Source organism: Pseudomonas sp. SWRI154, assembly GCF_014268645.1.
In the GTDB taxonomy this organism is placed as follows: domain Bacteria; phylum Pseudomonadota; class Gammaproteobacteria; order Pseudomonadales; family Pseudomonadaceae; genus Aquipseudomonas; species Aquipseudomonas marvdashtae.
In genome coordinates this window covers 18,413-37,366 of the sequence record NZ_JABWQW010000031.1, presented here as the reverse complement: position 1 = coordinate 37,366, position 18,954 = coordinate 18,413, and the positions used below count along the sequence as shown (strand labels likewise).

Annotated in this window: 17 protein-coding genes; 12 read left to right on the top strand and 5 right to left on the bottom strand. The window is 53.2% G+C overall.

Going from position 1 to position 18,954, the window contains the following annotated elements; all coding sequences use genetic code 11:
* The first annotated feature begins 18 nt into the window (after positions 1 to 18).
* Positions 19 to 213, top strand: coding sequence for a hypothetical protein (locus HU806_RS22305; protein WP_186614447.1), 195 nt, complete (start codon positions 19 to 21; stop codon positions 211 to 213).
* Positions 214 to 282: 69 nt separating this feature from the next.
* Here HU806_RS22305 and HU806_RS22300 read toward each other — a convergent pair whose 3' ends face one another.
* The 5 genes from HU806_RS22300 to cysM form a co-directional block, all read right to left on the bottom strand.
* Positions 283 to 822, bottom strand: a complete 540-nt coding sequence (locus HU806_RS22300; RefSeq protein WP_186614445.1) for a DUF2058 domain-containing protein — start codon at positions 820 to 822, stop codon at positions 283 to 285.
* A gap of 26 nt (positions 823 to 848) precedes the next feature.
* Positions 849 to 1,682 (bottom strand): nucleoside triphosphate pyrophosphohydrolase, encoded by an 834-nt coding sequence (gene mazG / locus HU806_RS22295; protein WP_186614443.1) that lies wholly within the window; start codon positions 1,680 to 1,682, stop codon positions 849 to 851.
* A gap of 66 nt (positions 1,683 to 1,748) precedes the next feature.
* Positions 1,749 to 3,995, bottom strand: a complete 2,247-nt coding sequence (gene relA, locus HU806_RS22290) for a GTP diphosphokinase (protein WP_186614441.1) — start codon at positions 3,993 to 3,995, stop codon at positions 1,749 to 1,751.
* 101 nt (positions 3,996 to 4,096) lie between these two features.
* Complete coding sequence (gene rlmD, locus HU806_RS22285; protein ID WP_186614439.1) at positions 4,097 to 5,467, bottom strand: 23S rRNA (uracil(1939)-C(5))-methyltransferase RlmD; 1,371 nt, start codon at positions 5,465 to 5,467, stop codon at positions 4,097 to 4,099.
* Complete coding sequence (gene cysM / locus HU806_RS22280; protein WP_186614437.1) at positions 5,467 to 6,369, bottom strand: cysteine synthase CysM; 903 nt, start codon at positions 6,367 to 6,369, stop codon at positions 5,467 to 5,469. The genes rlmD and cysM overlap by 1 nt, the downstream gene beginning before the upstream one ends.
* 1,220 nt (positions 6,370 to 7,589) lie before the next feature.
* Between cysM and leuS the strand changes: the two genes are divergently transcribed.
* The 11 genes from leuS (at position 7,590) to HU806_RS26920 (ending at position 18,771) form a co-directional block, all read left to right on the top strand.
* Complete coding sequence (gene leuS, locus HU806_RS22275; protein ID WP_186614435.1) at positions 7,590 to 10,040, top strand: leucine--tRNA ligase; 2,451 nt, start codon at positions 7,590 to 7,592, stop codon at positions 10,038 to 10,040.
* A 99-nt stretch (positions 10,041 to 10,139) separates the two neighbouring features.
* A complete protein-coding gene (locus HU806_RS22270; protein WP_186614433.1) occupies positions 10,140 to 11,264 on the top strand; it encodes a hypothetical protein in 1,125 nt (374 codons plus the stop codon).
* Positions 11,265 to 11,385: 121 nt separating this feature from the next.
* Positions 11,386 to 12,198, top strand: coding sequence for a class I SAM-dependent methyltransferase (locus tag HU806_RS22265; RefSeq protein WP_186614431.1), 813 nt, complete (start codon positions 11,386 to 11,388; stop codon positions 12,196 to 12,198).
* A 141-nt stretch (positions 12,199 to 12,339) separates the two neighbouring features.
* Positions 12,340 to 12,852: a dCTP deaminase gene (locus HU806_RS22260; protein ID WP_202884438.1), complete on the top strand. Its 513-nt coding sequence runs from the start codon at positions 12,340 to 12,342 to the stop codon at positions 12,850 to 12,852.
* Entirely contained in the window at positions 12,849 to 13,367 is a 519-nt protein-coding gene (gene dcd / locus HU806_RS22255; RefSeq protein ID WP_186614429.1) for a dCTP deaminase, read from the top strand. Before HU806_RS22260 ends, dcd begins: the two co-directional genes overlap by 4 nt.
* On the top strand, positions 13,367 to 14,137 hold the full coding sequence (locus HU806_RS22250; RefSeq protein ID WP_186614427.1) for a DUF1826 domain-containing protein: 771 nt from the start codon (positions 13,367 to 13,369) through the stop codon (positions 14,135 to 14,137). The genes dcd and HU806_RS22250 overlap by 1 nt, the downstream gene beginning before the upstream one ends.
* Positions 14,137 to 15,051, top strand: a complete 915-nt coding sequence (locus HU806_RS22245) for an aldo/keto reductase (RefSeq protein WP_186614425.1) — start codon at positions 14,137 to 14,139, stop codon at positions 15,049 to 15,051. Before HU806_RS22250 ends, HU806_RS22245 begins: the two co-directional genes overlap by 1 nt.
* On the top strand, positions 15,048 to 15,410 hold the full coding sequence (locus HU806_RS22240; RefSeq protein ID WP_186614423.1) for a VOC family protein: 363 nt from the start codon (positions 15,048 to 15,050) through the stop codon (positions 15,408 to 15,410). The genes HU806_RS22245 and HU806_RS22240 overlap by 4 nt, the downstream gene beginning before the upstream one ends.
* A 43-nt stretch (positions 15,411 to 15,453) precedes the next feature.
* A complete protein-coding gene (locus tag HU806_RS22235; protein ID WP_186614421.1) occupies positions 15,454 to 16,242 on the top strand; it encodes an alpha/beta fold hydrolase in 789 nt (262 codons plus the stop codon).
* Between the two features lie 115 nt (positions 16,243 to 16,357).
* Entirely contained in the window at positions 16,358 to 17,611 is a 1,254-nt protein-coding gene (locus HU806_RS22230; protein WP_186614419.1) for an ATP-grasp domain-containing protein, read from the top strand.
* Positions 17,608 to 18,771 (top strand): hypothetical protein, encoded by a 1,164-nt coding sequence (locus HU806_RS26920; protein ID WP_186614418.1) that lies wholly within the window; start codon positions 17,608 to 17,610, stop codon positions 18,769 to 18,771. The genes HU806_RS22230 and HU806_RS26920 overlap by 4 nt, the downstream gene beginning before the upstream one ends.
* Positions 18,772 to 18,954 lie beyond the last annotated feature (183 nt).

The following is an 18,954-nucleotide window of genomic DNA, read 5'->3' as shown; positions in this document are numbered from 1 at the left end:
GAGATTGGAGCTTGCAAGATGACTGTGAAAGTAACTGAACGCGACGACGCCCATATGTCCCATGAAGGCATTGCTGCCGGCATCCGGATCTGGGATGTGCATCAACAGGATTTACTGGTTGGAATGTTCCATTCCGAGACGGACGCTCAGAACTACCGGGCCGAGCTGGAGCGTGAAGAGCGGTTGCGCTCGCGTGAAACGGCAGAATCCTGAAGACAGAAACACCTGTGGGAGCGGGTTTTCCCGCCCCACATTGAGCCTGTGCTTAGCTTGCCGCCCTGCTTACCACATCAGATCGTCAGGAATCTGATACGCCGCGTACGGATCATCGGCGTCCATTTCTTCCGTCTGGGTATTGAGCTGGACGATGCGCTGGGGATCGCGCTCCTGGATCTTCAAGGCCGCTTCACGGGGAATCACTTCATAGCCACCGCCATGATGGACGATCGCCAGGGAACCGCTGCTCAGCTTATTGCGCATCAGGGCGTTGACCGAGATACGCTTGACCTTCTTGTCGTCGACAAAGTTGTAATAGTCGTCGGTGGTCAGCTTCGGCAGGCGCGATACTTCGATCAGTTGCTTGATTTGCGCGGCCCGGGCCTTCTGCTCCGCCTTTTCCTGCTGCTGCCGGTTGAGTTCCTGGTCGCGCTTGACCTTCTCGGCCATGGCTTCCTGGGCCGCGCGCTGCTGGGAATCATCCAGTTCGATCTGGCCTTTATGGGCCAGGCGCTGCTGCTTCTGTTTCTCTTTGCCGACCTGTTTGGCCTGCTTTTGGTTGACCAGCCCTGCTTTGAGCAACTGGTCGCGAAGGGAAAGGCTCATGGTGCTTACTCACTTAGGCAACGGCCTCAGCCACAGCTGGGCAAATTCTTTTCCTGACGTTTGGCTTCGCCCCACAAGGCGTCCAACTCTTCGAGGGTGCAATCTTCCATGGGACGGTGGGTGTCGCGCAATGCCTGTTCGATAAATCGGAAACGTCGCTCGAACTTTGCATTGGCGCCACGCAGGGCGGCTTCGGGGTCGACCTTGAGGTGCCGGGCCAGATTGACCACGCTGAACAGCAAGTCGCCGACCTCATCGCTGATGGCCGCCGGGTCGTTATCCGCCATCGCCTCAAGCACCTCATCCAGTTCCTCGCGGACCTTGTCGAGCACCGGCAACGGGCCCGGCCAGTCGAAACCGACCTGGCCGGCACGCTTCTGCAATTTCGCCGAACGGGACAACGCCGGCAGGGCCGCCGGCACATCGTCGAGCAGCGACAATTGTTCGGGCGCCGAGGCTTTCTCGGCCCGCTCCTCGGCCTTGATTTCCTCCCAGCGCTGCTTGACCTGTTCTTCGCTCAGGCGCGGGATATCCACGGGCGCATACAGGTCGCCGGTAGGAAACACATGGGGATGGCGGCGGATCAGCTTGCGAGTGATGCTGTCGACCACACCGGCGAATTCGAAGCGGTTTTCTTCCCGGGCCAACTGGCTGTAATACACCACTTGGAACAGCAGGTCGCCCAACTCGCCCTGCAGGTGATCGAAATCGCCACGCTCGATCGCATCGGCGACCTCGTAGGCTTCTTCAAGCGTATGCGGGACGATGGTGGCGTAGGTTTGCTTGATATCCCAGGGGCAACCGTACTGCGGGTCCCGCAGGCGGCTCATCAGGTGGAGCAGATCTTCGAGGCTATACATTAATCCGTCTCATCACACGAAACTCTGTGGGAGCGAGATTGCCCGCTCCCACAATAGGGTCACGGATCATCCCGGCGTACGGTTACGCCGGGTCTCGATGATGTTCGGCAGTTGGGAAATCCGTCCCAGCAGCCGTCCCAGCGCGTCCAGGCCCGGGATCTCGATGGTCAGGGACATCAGCGCCGTGTTGTCCTCCTTGTTCGAGCGGGTGTTGACCGCCAACACGTTGATGCGCTCGTTGAGCAACACCTGGGACACGTCACGCAGCAAACCGGAGCGGTCGTAGGCGCGAATGATGATGTCCACTGGATAAGTGAGCACCGGCACCGGGCCCCAGCTGACCTGGATGATGCGCTCGGGCTCGCGACCGGCCAGTTGCAGCACCGAGGCGCAGTCCTGGCGGTGAATGCTCACGCCACGGCCTTGGGTGATGTAGCCGACAATTGCATCGCCCGGCAACGGCTGGCAGCAGCCGGCCATCTGTGTCATCAGGTTGCCCACGCCCTGGATCTGGATGTCGCCGCGCTTGCCGGGCTTGTAGCCGGTGGCCTTGCGCGGGATCAGCTCCAGTTGCTCGTTGCCGCGCTCCGGCTCCACCAGTTGCTGGGCCAGGTTGACCAGTTGCGCCAGGCGCAAGTCGCCGGCACCGAGGGCCGCGAACATGTCCTCGGCGGTCTTCATGTTGGCTTTTTCAGCCAGCTTGTCGAAGTCCACCTGCGGCAGGCCGAGGCGACTCAGCTCGCGCTCGAGCAAAGTCTTGCCGGCCGCGACGTTCTGGTCGCGGGCCTGCAACTTGAACCAATGGACGATTTTCGCCCGTGCCCGCGATGTGGTGATGTAGCCCAGGTTCGGGTTCAACCAGTCGCGGCTCGGCGTGCCGTGCTTGCTGGTAATGATTTCGACCTGCTCGCCGGTCTGCAGGCTGTAGTTGAGCGGCACGATCCGCCCGTTGATCTTCGCGCCACGGCAGTTGTGGCCGATCTCGGTATGCACCCGATAGGCGAAGTCCAGCGGCGTCGCGCCCTTGGGCAGGTCGATGGCATGGCCATCGGGGGTGAAGATATAGACCCGGTCCGGTTCGATGTCGACCCGCAGCTGTTCGGCCAGGCCGCCGATGTCACCCAGCTCCTCGTGCCATTCGAGCACTTGGCGCAACCAGGAGATTTTCTCTTCGTAGTGGTTGGACCCAGACTTGACGTCGGTGCCCTTGTATTTCCAGTGGGCGCAGACGCCCAGCTCGGCTTCCTCGTGCATGGCGTGGGTGCGGATCTGCACTTCCAGCACCTTGCCTTCGGGGCCGATAACCGCGGTGTGCAGTGAGCGGTAGCCGTTTTCCTTCGGGTTGGCGATGTAGTCGTCGAACTCCTTCGGAATGTGCCGCCACAGGGTATGGACGATGCCGAGCGCGGTGTAGCAGTCGCGCATTTCCGGGACCAGTACGCGAACGGCGCGAACGTCGTAAATCTGGCTGAATTCCAGGCCCTTGCGCTGCATTTTTCGCCAGATCGAATAGATGTGCTTGGCCCGGCCACTGATGTCGGCTTCGACGCCGGTGGCCTGCAACTCTTCGCGCAACTGGGTCATGACGTCGGTGATGAACCGCTCTCGATCCAGGCGACGCTCGTGCAGCAGCTTGGCTATCTGCTTGTACTGGTCGGGCTCCAGGTAGCGGAAGGACAAATCCTCCAGCTCCCATTTGATGTGACCGATACCCAGGCGGTGGGCCAGCGGCGCGTAGATGTCGAAGACTTCCCGAGCCACGCGATTGCGCTTCTCGTCGTCGGCGGATTTCACGGCGCGGATTGCGCAGGTGCGCTCGGCCAGCTTGATCAGCGCGACGCGCACGTCGTCGACCATGGCCACCAGCATCTTGCGCAGGTTTTCCACCTGGCCCTGGGTGCCCAGCACCATCGACTGGCGCGGGCTGAGGCTGGCGCTGATAGCGGCCATGCGCAGCACGCCGTCGATCAACTTGGCGACCACGGTGCCAAAGCGCTGGCTGACCACCGGCAACTGGATCTGCCCTTCGCGCACGCCGCGGTACAGCACCGCCGCCACCAGCGAGTCCTGGTCGAGCTTGAGGTCGGCGAGGATTTCGGCGATTTCAAGGCCCGTCTGGAAACTCGACGTGCCTTCGGACCAGAGGTTCTTCGCCGCGTTGTGTTGCTGCTCCGCCTCGCGAGCGAACTCGCAGGCGGCCTTCAAGGCTTCGCGATCCAGTGCCGGATCGATACTGACCGCGTGATCGAGCCAAGCCTCGAGATTGATACTGCCGTCGGTGTTGATCGGCTGGTGTGCTCTCACCTGTACCATCTTTACTTACCTTCCCTACGACGCAGATTCAATGCGTCAACATCGCTGACCTTCGTTGCTCGTGTTTCCACCCAGGGCTGTGGCGGGTTGGCACGAACGGGTCAATCGGACAAGCCATCCTGGCTCGCTTCAAATAACGCCATGGCCTCGACATGCGCCGTTTGAGGAAACATATCGAGAATCCCGGCACGTTTTAACCGGTAGCCCTGCTTGATCAGTTCGACCGTGTCCCGGGCCAAAGTTGCCGGGTTGCACGACACATAAACCAACCGTTTGGCACCCAGGGACGCCAGCTTGCGCACCACCTCGAAAGCACCGTCACGGGGTGGGTCCAAGAGTACCGCAGAAAAGCCTTCGCCGATCCATTCGGCATCCGTCAATGGCTGGGATAAATCGGCCTGAAAAAAGGCAGTGTTATTCAAATTGTTGCTGACGGCGTTAGCGGCCGCGCGGTCCACCATGGTTTGTACGCCTTCCACGGCCACCACCTCGCGTACCTTCCTGGCCAGCGGCAAGGCAAAGTTGCCCAGGCCGCAGAACAGGTCCAGCACGCGCTCATTCGATTGAGGCGCCAGCCATTGCAGGGCCTGGGCGATCATCGCTTCGTTGACGACGGCGTTGACCTGGATGAAATCCCCTGGCCGGTAAGCCAGTTCCAGGTCCCAGCTATCCAGGCGATAACCCAAGGCTTGGCCGGGCTCGACCGGTTGCGGCTCACCTTCACCGTGAAGCCACAACTGGGCCTCATGAAACGCGCAGAAATCCTTGAGAATCGTCAGGTCGGCCTCAGACAACGGCGCCATGTGACGCAGCAATACCGCGAGGGACGAGCCGGCGAACAACTCCACATGACCCAACGCCTGGGGTTTGCCCAAGCGTCGCAGCATCTCCGGCAAGCGGCTCATGATCGGCTGCAAGGGCTGTACCAACACCGGGCATTGATCGATGGCGACGATGTCCTGGCTGCCGACCGCACGGAAACCGACTTCAAGTTTTTTCGCCTTCTGGTCCCAACGCACCGCCACCCGGGCGCGACGTCGATAACCGAACTCCGGCCCACTCAAAGGCTCGGCCCATTCGTCTGGCTCAACACCTGCGACTCGCGACAATTGCTCGGCGAGCATGCGCTGTTTCAGGGCAAGCTGTTCGGCATGGGGCAAATGCTGGACGCTGCAGCCACCGCAACGACCAGCATGGATGCACGGCGCCGGACGACGCAGTTCGCTGGGCGAAAACACCCGCTCGGTGCGCGCCTCGACCACTTTGCCGTGGGCACCGAGCACGCGCGCCTCGACCTCTTCACCGGCCAGCGCACCGATGACGAACCAGGTCCGGCCGTCGATAAACGCGATGCCGCGGCCATCATTGGCCAGGCGTTCAATGGTCAAGCGCTGCTTTTTACCGGTGGGCACCTGCGGAGCCCGGCTTCCGCCGCTGGGCTGGAAGCGCAAGCCTTTTTCATGCTTGGCCATCAGTTGGGCGCGTCGAAAATGCCGGTCGACAGATAACGGTCGCCACGGTCACAGATGATCGCGACGATCACCGCGTTCTCGACTTCCTTCGATAAGCGCAGCATCCCCGCCACGGCACCGCCCGACGACACGCCGCAGAAAATGCCTTCTTCGCGTGCCAGGCGACGGGTCACGTCCTCGGCTTCGCTCTGGGCCATGTCGATGATCCGGTCGACGCGGTCGGCCTGGTAGATCTTCGGCAGATACTCTTCAGGCCAGCGGCGGATGCCGGGAATGGCCGAGCCTTCCATCGGTTGCAGACCGACGATCTGCACATTGGAGTTTTGTTCTTTCAAGTAGCGCGAGGTGCCCATGATGGTGCCGGTGGTGCCCATCGAGCTGACGAAATGAGTGATCGTGCCGTCGGTCTGGCGCCAGATCTCAGGACCGGTGGTGGTGTAGTGGGCCTCGGGATTGTCGCCGTTGGCGAACTGATCGAGCACCTTGCCCCGGCCTTCGGCCTGCATGCGCTCGGCCAGGTCCCGGGCGCCTTCCATGCCCTCCTCCTGGGTGACCAGGATCAGCTCGGCGCCATAGGCAGTCATCGCCGCCTTGCGCTCGGCACTGGAGTTGTCGGGCATGATCAGGATCATCTTGTAACCCTTGATCGCCGCCGCCATCGCCAGAGCAATACCGGTGTTGCCGGACGTCGCCTCGATCAGCGTATCGCCGGGCCGGATCTGCCCGCGCAATTCGCCACGGGTGATCATCGACAACGCCGGCCGGTCCTTGACCGAACCCGCCGGGTTATTCCCTTCGAGCTTGAGCAAAAGCGTATTGGTGGTCTCGCCGGGCAAGCGCTGCAAGCGGACCAGCGGAGTGTTGCCGACGCAATCGGCGATGGTTGGGTACTGCAGAGTCATGGCGTATTCGCAATCCGGACTGCGGGGGCGCCTATCATACCGGCAAACCCGGCGAGGCCATATCACGCAAAGTAAGGGGGTTATGGCTTATGGGAATAAGCGAGGCGAAGTGGTGACGAAGGAGCCTGCTTCCTCGGCATGGGCTCACGACTGCCGACCGACGGGCGTTTGCCTGGCTAACGATTCAATCGCTCCCTTAAACAAGACTGCATTGCGCATGATGCTCAAGCCTTGGCAGTAGTCGATCCTGCATTCCACACGATCCTTTTCCTACATACCTGAGAGTTCAGGTCGTGCATGCATGCTTGTAGTAAGCGCCGTCTGTAAGCATTCTCCTGCCTGTTTGTGGGTTTGTTCCTTTTATCTTGATGACCAAGCGTTCAAGGCTATCTGACTTTCCACCGTGGCGTTTACAGTTATGCCACTAACGGACAAGCAGGATGCAAAGCAATAACAATGGTCAACGCTTCGTGGAAACCAAGAGATCCGCAGCCCAGCGCCCGGCGAGCTTGCGGACAACGCTTGCGCAACCTATTGGAAGAGTACGACATCGCTCCCTCAGCCTTTGCCGAATTGCTGCGTATCAGCCCTCAATGCCTGACGAATTGGAGCGTGCGGGGTGTACCACGGTTGCGGATGGAGCAATTGGCACATCTGCTGAGTGTCAGTGAAGCATGGCTGGCGACTGGGGAAGGCGAGCGGGCACGAGACATACATCGGAGCTAGAACAGAAGGGATTGGGCCTCAAACACATCCCTGATGAAAGCATCACCCCAGTCCGGCTTGGGAGACATACGCCTGTCAATGAGGCGAATGACTGCCGCAAGGTGCTCACTAAAAAAAACACGCAACCACGCGAATGATCTGATGCCGTTTTTTACATCAGCGGGGACTGAAGTCAGACAGAAATGTACGGTTACTTCAAACCAACCCCTTGTCGACCGTACTTCTTTAGGAGTCTATCGTATTACGTTACATATTGAGGCATGCGCGAACTTAGAGGGCAGGCTATAAATATAGCTGTCATCCCAGCAACCCAAGGCCGAACCCACCGGATAAAGCCCGCCCGAGTCAAATTTATAGTGAGTACATGAAGCTTCTAAAGCCCCTCCTACAACATAGAAAATGCTCATCTGCACGAAATGGCGGGCGCACTGGCAACTGTTATTATATGTATGGAATTAATTCATAAAGCTTTTGGAATGGCGCGAGAGTCGATCATGGATAACGATCAGTTTAGAAGCAAGTGGCAGCTGCGGTGGATGGAAGACAATACATTTGCTGCTGAAAACGTCAGCAGCAAACCTCCATATTATGTTTTAGACATGTTTCCGTACCCTTCAGGTAATGGCTTGCATGTCGGGCACGCTGTTGGCTATATAGGAACCGATATCGTCGCCCGTAGAAAAAGAATGGAGGGTTTTAATGTACTACACCCTATGGGCTGGGATGCGTTCGGTTTACCGGCGGAACAATACGCAATAAAAACTGGTACCCACCCAGCTGAAATCACCAAGATAAATTGCGAGAACTTCAAGCGCCAACTTAAGCTGATGGGCTTGAGTTACGATTGGAGTCGAGAAATCGACACCTCGAATGCAAAATACTATAAATGGACGCAACTTTTCTTTCTCAAACTCTACGAGCGCGGCTTAGTGTATGAGAAGGAGGAAAATGTCTGGTGGTGCGAAACCCTTAAAACCGTTCTCGCTAATGAAGAAGTCATCGATGGCCGCTCTGAACGGGGTGATCACCCTTGCATTAAGAAGCCGCTAAAGCAGTGGATCGTCAAAATTACCGAATATGCTGAGCGGTTGTTAGCTGACCTAGATCGACTCGATTGGCCTGAATCAGTCAAAAAAATGCAGCGAGAATGGATCGGGCGCACAGAGGGTATCGAAATTGATTTGCTGGTGCGTGAGGACGGCGCCCAGCTCTTAACGTTGTTTACCTCAGAGGCCGAAACACTGTATGGCAGCAATGCCGTGTTTCTCTGCACTGAACATCCCTATGTGAAAGAACTCTGTCGAGGACGTGACAGCGATCTCTCTGCCAGGATCGCCGCGTTGCAGGATCCGAAGATGATGGTGGACGGCCTGTTTTTAGATCGCCATGTTCATCATCCACTGACGGAAGCATCGCTGCCTATTTTTGTTGTCAACTACCTGGCGTTCGACGGAAGAGAACAGGCGATATTCTCTGTTCCAGGGACCGATCCCAAAGCTGCATCGTTGTGCCAGCTCTTCGGCTTGTCGAACCTGTCGGTGCTTGATGAGACGGATGCACAGGTTCTCAGGAACTCCGCGAGTTTTAGCGGCCTTCCTAGAGATGAGGCGCGTGAGCGGATTGAAGCTAACCTCATCGGTGATCATTGTGCCATTCGTAAAGTTCGTTACCGGATGCGCGACTGGTTGTTCTCCCGACAGCGCTATTGGGGCGAACCTTTCCCACTGTATCGAGACGGTAACGGTAAGCTTATTGCTGCCAGCCCTAACGAGCTGCCAATCGAATTGCCGGTAGTCGAGAACTTCTGCCCCGGTAATGATGGTGCAAGCCCTCTGCAACGTGCACAAGAGTGGGTGAACTGCAGTGATGCGGCGGGCGACCCACTCTATCGGGTCACGGACACAATGCCCGGATGGGCCGGCTCGTGCTGGTATTTCTTACGGTTCATGGACCCCCATAATGACGCAGAACCATTCTCCGCACAAAGTATGGAGTATTGGCAGCAGGTCGATCTTTATATGGGTGGGTCAGCCCATGCGACCATGCATCTGCTCTATGCCAGATTCTGGCACAAGGTGCTGTTTGATGTAGGGTTGGTGAATTTTGATGAGCCCTTCAAGAGGCTCTATAACCAGGGATTGGTGACGGCTGACGCTTTCAAGGATGGAACCGGTCGCATCGTGGCTGTGGATGACGCCGAGTATCGCGCAGGTAAGTATTGGTTAAAAAATACCGATCACGAGTTGCAAGTGTTCAATACCAAAATGTCTAAATCCCTTCTGAACGTCGTCGTCCCCGATAACATCATCCGCGAGTACGGCGTCGACACTTTCCGGATTTATATGATGTTCATGGGGCCGCTCGGTCAGAACAAGAAGTGGGACATCAAAGGGATCAAGGGCTGTGAGCGTTTCCTCAGCAGGGTGCTGAGTATTTTTTTCCATGGCCTTGAGTCCGGCGCTCCGCGCAATGAATCCTCGGCCTCGGAGCAGCATCCGCTGGAGGGGCTGTGGGGGAAAACCCTGTCCAAGGTCGATGCATCCTTCGAGACCTTGAATTTCAATACCGCGATTGCTGCTTTCATGGAATTCATAAATCAGGCCGAGAAACACAAGGAATATTTTTTTGAACAAATAGGCGTTGATTTCGTAAAGGCCCTGTTCCCTTTTACTCCTCACGTCTGCTCCGAAATTTGGGAACGCTTGGGTTACCACACCATTGACTCTGAACCATGGCCTCAAGCTCGAGTGCGCCCGATCCAGGCGACGCGGATCTATATCAATGGCAAGTATGTGGATGACCTGACGGAAGGAACCGGTGAGGAGTTGGCTGACATCGATTTGGCTCGAAGCAAGGTTAACAAGGCCCTCGAAGGGTGTGCAGTAACCAAGGTGATATTTGTGCCAAACAAGGTCGTTAACTTTCTCTGCGCTCGTGGGGCCTGAGTCCAGTTCGTGTGACATTCAAGCTGAAAGAACGCTCGCGGTTTGGGGACTAATCCAAGCATCAAAGACGATAACCCTATTAAATAAAATAAGAGGCCTATGAGCAGTAAAACTAACCACTGGGCCGGCCTCGTCGGTAGGTTGATTATGTGTGGCATGATTTCACTTCATGGTGGAATCAGCTTGCTTTACTTGAGCATGACCAGCGTAACCGCGACTTCCCAAGAAATCCTGATGTTTTATGTGTTGGGATGCCTGAGTGTGGTGTTGATCCCTTTGATGGGGGCAAGTTGTGAGCGAGTAGTGCTAGCGGCCTTGGCAGTAAAAATACTGCTAGTTCTCTGTGTATTATCAATTGGCAGCGTATGGAGCATTCCAGAAGCGCTGTGCTCTGGGCTAATTGCCTCATCGAGTTTTTATTTTGCGATGCGAGAGGTTTCAAAAAAACAAAATGGGAAATTACTTGCCTCTGTGTTAATACTAATTATAAATATTGAAGCCGCAGTCTGGTATACTGTTTTCGACTGGCTTTCCGAGCTGCAGTCTAAGATGTGGCTGTCGTTAGCCTACGGCCTAGCGACAATTCTGCCCTTGCTCTACATCAGCACATTTGTTAGCACTGCAGTGACCCAGCACGTCAACATCAAACAGCTGCTGCATCTCAGCAAGTCTCTTTCGGCTTATAATTTGCTCTGTTATATGCTTGCGGTGTTCTCGGTTAATATTTTCAACTTATCACTCCATCGCTGGGCAGAACTTGATACGCAGCATTGGTGGGGCAGCGTTTCTGGAATAACCGGATTCTATATCCTCGGCATTCTGTCCTGTGTCGCATTATTGTCCAAGCTGATAATACGTGATGAGAAGCTACTAATAGTGGCACTGCTCGGTCTTGGTAGTACTGCATACTGGCTTGCAGGTGGCGCTACTCAAGACCCCGTGCTACTGATTGCAGCCGCTTTCGGGTTGGGCAACACAAGTACGCTGGTCATGTCATCAATAGTTACGGAATTAGCGCAAACGCATGACACCATCAGTCGTCTATTGGTGGTGGCTATTCTTGCAGCGATGCAGGTATGTTTAATTTCGTTGATTCACATCGCTAAGGTATTCGCTGACAGCGAGATCAATGAGTGGCAAATAATTACCGTAGCAGCTATGGCATTGATCATGGTAAAAATTCGCCAGCTTTGCACTAAAAGATTTACATTCAAGCCGCAATAGCACCGCGACACTTAAAGCAAGCACGTCACGCACTAACTTGAGAAACGTTTACGGAAGGATATTGGGCTGTAAAATCTGCATCAACATGCGCGAAAGCGCCCTTATGGAAAGGAAACTATATATGAACTTCGACTCTCGTCGCGTTAATGAAATGAGCTACACGGAATTTGTGGCCTTCATCAATCAAACTAATGTGCCGCCAGGCTCCTACAGCACCCTGACCAAATGGCGCAACAACTCTAATCTTAATGCCGAGTCTCGCCTGCTTGAAGTAGCCTGTACGACAGGCTTTTCCATTAACTCGCTCGTAAAAGAATCTGGTTGCGAGGGGGTGGGGATAGATCTGTGTAAGGATTCCATCAACCAAGCGCGAATTAATGCCAAGCAGATGGGACTCTACCACAACGTCCAATTCACCGCCATAGATGGAACGATGTACGAATCCCCCGAGAAATTTTCTCATATTGTGGTCGGTGCCGGACTGGGCTTTTTTCCCCAGCCTGAAAAGATGGTCGAGAATATCTGTCGTCTGTTCAAGCGTTCGGGGTATCTACTGGCGTCGCCGTTTTATACCGTTGAAGATATTCCCGAAAAAAAGCTAACTCAGGCTGCCACGGTATTCGGCATTACACCTACAACGCAGCCTTACAAAGAAGTAATGCAACTTTATAAAGGCTTTGAAGTGCATTTCGAAGAGCGCTTGCGCCCCTTGCAGGAAACCGAAAAAGAGCTACACCACTATTGCGAATCAACAGTAGAGCGTGCTAGCCGTTCGTATCATTTGGAAGATGAGTCCATAAAGGCAGCGATGTACGACAGACTGTATAGCATCAAAAAAATGTCAAACGATCTTCGCCAATACCAAGGTTACAATGTTCTCGTTCTACATTATGACTCTCAACATTATCCAAATCGGTATGTAGAGTTATTTTAAGAGAGTCGCGACCATAAAATTAGCAGACATCGCTTTAACAGCAAGCACTCTGACCTCGCCTGATCGAACCAGCCTAGTTCTCCATCTAAAACCTGCTGATCGTAATGACGAGGCCGCTCTAAAAATAACAAGACAACGGCAATGGATAAATACATGATCTTGACTGGACAGGAAATTATAAATTCTGTTGATAACGGCAACATCACCATTTCCAACTTTGATTACTCACGCATAAACCCCAATAGCTATAACTATTTACTGGGCAACGAAATCAAAGCTTTCAGCGGAAAAGACACTGATGGCTCACCGAAATTCGATACCATCACACTGAACGACGAAGGGTATGTGTTGCACCCAGGCTCCATGTACTTGGGCGTTACCGATGAGATCATCGGTAGTTCATTATTTGCGATGTCACTGATCGGTAGAAGTTCCATAGGACGCTTGGGCTTATTCTTGCAAATATCGGCCAATCTCGGGCACACCACCTCCCGCCACCAATGGACTCTAGAGCTACACGCCGCGAGACCAATACGAATCTACCCAAAGATGCCGATAGGTCAAGTTTCATTCTGGAAAAATGATGGGAGCGTTCAGTGCTTTGGCAAAACCTATGCCCTTTATAATAGTCCCACGGAGAGGCTACCAGCATGATTCTCACAGGAAATAAAATACGTGACGAGGTGGGTGCCGGAAAAATTATTGTTGAGCCCTTCAGTGAATCTCAACTATCGACTAATTCCTATGATCTTCGCTTGGGTTATAAATATCTTAAATACAAGGACGGAGTTATCGACCCTAAGAAACGTCACGCTTATCACATTCATGATATTCCCAAGGATGGTTTGCAACTGGAAGCCGGAGACTTTTTGCTCTCGGAGTCGCTGGAAGTAATCGGCAGCAATCACTTTGTCCCTATCATTCATGCAAAATCCGGTACAGCCAGAGCAGGCTTGTTCGTACACATCACCGCCGACTTGATAGATATCGGTTCAATCGGAAAAGTCACATTCCAGTTGTATGCCACTTTACCGTTAAAAATTTACCAGGAAATGCTATTGGCCCAAGTTTCATTTTGGCGTCCGGAAGGGGCTATCACCTTGTATAAGGGAAAATATCAAAACTCAACTGGGCCGCAACCTTCAAAAACCTATCTGGACTACGTCTGATGACGAAAGAAACAGATTCAAATCCACACTTCAGCATCGCCGACTCGGACATGTCCCCTATTACAGACCTGTCGAGTTTCAACTGCGCTGAGCATTCTGCGATTCTTATCGATCTACTTCAGGATGCCGTCAGTAAGGCGCAAGCTAGTGATATTGCGACGTCGCTGCCCGACGATTACAAAGCGATCTACTTGCGCAAGGAAATTACCTTTATCAAAACCGCTTTACAGGAGTCTTTGCGACCGCACTTGGTGCCTGAGCTCTTGCGCTCGCTGATGAATGAGCTCTGTAGCGCTATGGACCTTTTCTATCGACTCACACGGGATGAGAAACCTTTGGCGTCTATGCGGGTGGTGACACAGGAATACATAACTAAAGAGTATCCATCAGTCAGCCAGTATTACCACCGGGATGCAGCCGCCATGACCCTGACCAAGTGTTTCTATGGCGAAGGGGCAATTTATATACGAGAGAAAAACACCAAGCGTGATTACTTTCAGGCGAACTCCATTGCATTAAATGACGCCGACGCAGCTTACGATAAAACTGATTTTCATGTGGTTCCTCCCACCAAGTGGATATTGCTAAAAGGCGAGATGTACGAGGGTATTGATTCTAGAAACCAGTCGGTTATCGACATCGTTCTAGGCAAAAATTCGAAGTTCACGGATTTTGCCAAGGGCAAAGGGCTTATTCATAAAGGAGGGCGATTTATCGATACTGATCGGCGCCTAGTATTCACTCTCAGCACTTATAAGACGGAATTCTGATGAAAAATATAATCCTTGGAACATGGCAGGTGGGCGGTGATAGCTGGTCAACAGTTAATAGCTGGAAAGCTTATGAAACTTTATTCTCTGCCATCGATCAAGGTGTCGAACGGATAGATACAGCGCCTACGTATGGAAATGGTCGATCGGAGCAAATTGTCGGTGAGTTGATTCGGAACTTTAATAATCGGGAGCTAAAAATCATCAGTAAAGTGCCCCCCGACATGATGACTCGTGCCAAGGTAATCGAGAGTGTCGAGGGAAGTTTGACACGGCTGGGAATCAACCAACTGGATACGCTACTGATTCATTGGCCAGCCGGGACCATGGGGACCGACTTAGTGACACTGGAGGAAACCCTGCAGGCCTTAGAGTTGGCGAAGAGCTCCGGACTCACAAAAAAAATTGGGGTTTGCAATTATAACCTGGCCGATCTTGAGTACATCGACAACCTGTTGAAAATGGACTGCCTTCAATATGCCTATTCGTTGTTCTTCCGAGGCGTGGAGTTCGGAATCAGTCAGTTCGCCCAGGCCCGTGGAATTGAACTGATGGGGTACTCCACCTTAGCCCAAGGCATCTTGACTGACCGTCCAAACTACAGGGAATTCTCAAGCGATGACCATAGAAATTATGTCGTCTTGTTCGCGGAAAAACATCGACCACGTATCCAACATATGTTGCAGGAGCTCAGAGCTGTTCTGCCTCAGGGTGTAGGCCTTGGCAACCTCGCGGTAAGCTGGGTGCAATCAAAAGGAGTGACTCCTATTCTTGGGTTGCACACCCCTGAGCATTTGGATGCCTTCCGTAAGGGAAGTCTGTCAGATGAAATTCTGCTGAGGGCAGCGGATGTAATTTCTAGTGAGTTCAAGGCTGAACTCGGGCCGCGTCTTTCATTGTGGGGTGATGCATGAACGAATTGCATTTGGCCATCAGGACTGCAAATCCAGAGGGCATGATCAGTTTCTACCAAGAAGTGTTCGCTTTCCATGTACTGGAAGAATTTTCTGCCAACGATGATTCGTTTCACCTTTACTTTCTATCAGATTCTCAGCGCCCCAAACTTGAATTGATTTTTAATCGAGATCCCACCCCCCAAGAAATGGGCAGCACACTATCTCACTACGGTTTTTTCGTTGATGACTATAATCGAGTGCTATCGGCGTGTCAGGCGGCTCAACTACCGATACTGGACGAAAAGCTCGTCAATGGACTCGGGCAGTTCTACGTTCAGGATCCGGATGGACATTACGTGGAAGTGAATCAGGTCTAACTCTGCTGCGTACAGATTAGAACGACGGACCAGGTATGTGAGAATGAAGGATGCAGCTTTAGTAAATGTCCGCTGTGCTGTACGGCCCGGAGAGCATTTCCGATTCAGCGACCGGGGTAGTTCAACCTGCGTATTTTGTATTCATGGCCGCCCTGGCAACAGTCTATTGATGGAACCCTTCGATACTTGGTGTGAGCAACAGTCTTACGACTGCTATCGCTATGACCAGTTTTCGTGCCGGGACAGAGATGGCTTTCATGGCGACTCCGAACAACTGCTAGCCATACTAGTGAAAGAGCTCTATCAACATCTGAGTAAGTTCGAAGGGCGAGATTTGCTCATCGTCGCTCATTCCTTCGGCGCTGTTTTGCTCTGTGAGACCTTGCTGAGATACGAGTTTGCACAGCAACGAATTAAAATCGTGCTGTCAGGCTTCTGTCCAGAGCGCGAGGAGTTCCTTCTGACCAATCAGAGGCGCCTGGATAGTTATGCTCGTGAGGGAAACGAACACCACGTTGAGCAGAGGTTCTTCGATTTACATATCTGCGGCAGACGGTTTCTGAGCGCTGAACAACTGCAAGCTTTCCAAATGCCTCCGATGGGAAATATCAGCTTGCGTAACTCTTATCTTGACCTACTTAGTGCAATGAGGTGTCCGGTGTTAATTACTTACGGAAGTGAAGATATTTGCACTGACTATCAGGTCGCCAAAATCTGCGAATGCTTAGTGGATTGCCACGTCGTCCAGTTTCCCGGAGCCGCACATTACCCGTTCATTGAGCGAGCACAGGCCTACTTCCATGAACTCGACCGTTTCATGAGCACCGGATGAAATAGCGAATTCGCGATTCTTTCAATTGTTTTCATATTATTACGGCCTAGATCGAGTCCCTCGCACGTGAACGGATGAGCCTTGGCCACGGATTTTTGCCATGGAGTTTGTCGTTATGCGTAATGTATTGGTTATTGGTGACTCTTACGTTGATACGGAGTTTTTCGACGCAACTACTCGATGGTTCCATGTAGGTCAGGAGCCGCCGGATGTTGACCTGATCGCTTGCAGAAGATTGTGCTTGGCGGCTCAGTTCGATGTTGAGCAGTACGACAAAAAGCTACTGGAAATTTTTCTTTTCTGTAACGCAATTATTGCTGAGTTTGGCGAGATCGACTATGTGATTGCCAACACCGAGTACAGCATTTTGTGTGGCGCGGCAGTACGCGATCATTACGGTATAACGGGTCGCAGGCTCGGTGATGTGGCTGCGTTCAGAAATAAGTTCCTTATGAAGTCGGCGCTTGCCCGCAGTGAAGAGGTGGTGACCAGTCGTTTTGTTGGTGGCGAGCTGTTAGCCAGACAGGGAATGAATGCAGTATCCAAGGTCTTTACAGCAAGCGACTATCCACTCGTGCTCAAAGCCACCTGTCAGGCTGGAAGTCGATATGTGTATGTGGTTGAAGATGCAATGGAGCTCTCACAGAAAATGCAGGAACTCCAGACCCTCGGAATCGAGTATCTAGTGGAGCAGTTCGTCGACGCGCCAGTCATTCACATCGACGGGGTGTGTCGAGACGGCGTGTTGCTGTTTGTCTGCGCTTCGCGCTACGTGGATGATTGCTACGCTTGGCAGCACCAAAAACTTGCCATGTCTTCGGTGTTAATCGATGATCCAGCGCTTCAGAAAACCATAGTGCGATTCACGCAACTCACACTCTCTTCATTGAGCGCCCGTGATTTAGTCTTTCATCTTGAAGCTTTTTTACTCAGCGATGGGCGTCTGGTATTTCTTGAAATCGCGTCGCGGCCAGGTGGGGCCGCGATAGCACCCTGTATCAATAATATCTATGGTGTGGACCTATTTAGAGAGAACTTCAATGTGGAGGTCAATGCCCCGTCTATCTTGAACTCATCAGGGTTTCTTGGCGCTCATGTAAGCAAGTCAGGAGGCTGGATTGTGCTGCCTTTGCGTGAAATGTCGCCGTGCGAAGTCTTGTCGGTTCAGGGCGATCCACCGCTGGGTGAACATGTGGTCTGGAGAAAAGTGGTCGCAACCGGCACGCGCTACAACCAGAATTATTTTGAGGATCCAGCGGTGGGGATGTTCGTCGTACGCCACCCTAGTGCGGCGCAGGTAGAGTTAATTATTCAGCATATCAAGCAAGGATTCTCCATCAAAGTGCTTCGACTGGACCAATCCCTATGACGCAGCCGCTTCAGCCAAACAGCAACAATCGTGAGCTCGATATTCTGACTAGTCATTTCACTGCTATGGCATCAAAGTTTGGTTTTATCCTTGTACCACCGGCGCCATTGCTCAGCGACGATGAAACGCTACTCTTCGCCAACTCAACGATTGCGGGCTACAAGCAGCACCTGATTGAAGGACGTCTTCCGTTTCCAGGCTTTTCAATAGTTCAGGGGTGCATCAGAAACCAGAACCTCAAAAGCATCAGGAACTGGGGGGAAGAGCTTGAATACATGAGCTGTTTCACGCAATTAGGGGTATTAGGTTGCCCAGAATCATTGCCACAGATTCTTAAGTTCATCACCCATTACCTCTCGAGTATCAGCAATCGCGAGCACCTTCTTTGTCGGGTAAGCCGCACGCTCGCGTTATACGAGCCGGTCACCCGAAACGTTGATGCTTGGCAGATCGAGGCAGATGGGCGTTCGCCGGACTACTACCATTGGCAATATGGCCTAGAGGGAGTGAAAGGAGAAGGCGTTACCTTTGCCATTCATGATCAGGGTCGGGGGGGCTATAGGGATGTCGGCAACTTTATTGAGATCAGTAATGGCGACGGTGTGCTGGGTTACGAGTTCGGCTTCGGTGGCGAGACTCTACACTCTCGACTCCGAGGTCTGGACTCGCCCTTCGAGTCTTGCCTGCTGCACGGTTATCTGGATATACGTGAAGAACCCTTTCTAAAAATTAAAGTACTCGATTCGCTCATGCTCGCAGCAACACTATGCGCTATCGGTGTAAATGAGAAAACGCTCAAGCGCGCCTCCATTCTGAGGCGAGCCATGAACGACCTGTTCTATCTGACTTATCTCTGTCAGTTGGAGCCGCAGTTAACTCTAGCGATCGGAAGGGAGTATCTACAGGCCAAGGGCATGTCCGAAAGGCATTTTATACAAACCTTCACTATCTTTGACAGACGGGTCAACTTAAAAATCAATCAGGCTCGACAGTACATCAACTATACAAAGATGCATGATAAATCTTGGGACCGCGCGCGCCGACACTGTATCGAACGAATTGGCATTCCGGCCGTTTATTTCGAGAAAATATTCGAGCCGCCAGGCGCACGTTCAATTGATCCGCCCACCAGGCATTGTCCAGTTCGCACGGTTGATTGAGCTGCACCACCAGCAAGCGATACAGCCCCACGCACAACAGCTAAATGAACAGCTTGTGAGTCACGTAACTGGTGATCACTCAGCGACGCAGGTTACTGCTATCACGCCGATCCACCTCGCTTCGCGCTGTCGCATGTCTTGCAGCCAGCGATCGACGCAGGGGAGGTCAGCGGAAGTTGTATG

Coding starts and splice junctions, on each gene's coding strand:
- HU806_RS22300 (WP_186614445.1), bottom strand. CDS start 822: ATGAGCCTTTCCCTTCGCGACCAGTTGCTCAAAGCAGGGCTGGTCAAC.
- HU806_RS22270 (WP_186614433.1), top strand. CDS start 10,140: ATGAGCAGTAAAACTAACCACTGGGCCGGCCTCGTCGGTAGGTTGATT.
- HU806_RS22250 (WP_186614427.1), top strand. CDS start 13,367: ATGACGAAAGAAACAGATTCAAATCCACACTTCAGCATCGCCGACTCG.
- HU806_RS22260 (WP_202884438.1), top strand. CDS start 12,340: ATGGATAAATACATGATCTTGACTGGACAGGAAATTATAAATTCTGTT.
- leuS (WP_186614435.1), top strand. CDS start 7,590: ATGGATAACGATCAGTTTAGAAGCAAGTGGCAGCTGCGGTGGATGGAA.
- HU806_RS22305 (WP_186614447.1), top strand. CDS start 19: ATGACTGTGAAAGTAACTGAACGCGACGACGCCCATATGTCCCATGAA.
- rlmD (WP_186614439.1), bottom strand. CDS start 5,467: ATGGCCAAGCATGAAAAAGGCTTGCGCTTCCAGCCCAGCGGCGGAAGC.
- HU806_RS22240 (WP_186614423.1), top strand. CDS start 15,048: ATGAACGAATTGCATTTGGCCATCAGGACTGCAAATCCAGAGGGCATG.
- cysM (WP_186614437.1), bottom strand. CDS start 6,369: ATGACTCTGCAGTACCCAACCATCGCCGATTGCGTCGGCAACACTCCG.
- HU806_RS22235 (WP_186614421.1), top strand. CDS start 15,454: ATGAAGGATGCAGCTTTAGTAAATGTCCGCTGTGCTGTACGGCCCGGA.
- HU806_RS22245 (WP_186614425.1), top strand. CDS start 14,137: ATGAAAAATATAATCCTTGGAACATGGCAGGTGGGCGGTGATAGCTGG.
- relA (WP_186614441.1), bottom strand. CDS start 3,995: ATGGTACAGGTGAGAGCACACCAGCCGATCAACACCGACGGCAGTATC.
- dcd (WP_186614429.1), top strand. CDS start 12,849: ATGATTCTCACAGGAAATAAAATACGTGACGAGGTGGGTGCCGGAAAA.
- HU806_RS26920 (WP_186614418.1), top strand. CDS start 17,608: ATGACGCAGCCGCTTCAGCCAAACAGCAACAATCGTGAGCTCGATATT.
- HU806_RS22265 (WP_186614431.1), top strand. CDS start 11,386: ATGAACTTCGACTCTCGTCGCGTTAATGAAATGAGCTACACGGAATTT.
- HU806_RS22230 (WP_186614419.1), top strand. CDS start 16,358: ATGCGTAATGTATTGGTTATTGGTGACTCTTACGTTGATACGGAGTTT.
- mazG (WP_186614443.1), bottom strand. CDS start 1,682: ATGTATAGCCTCGAAGATCTGCTCCACCTGATGAGCCGCCTGCGGGAC.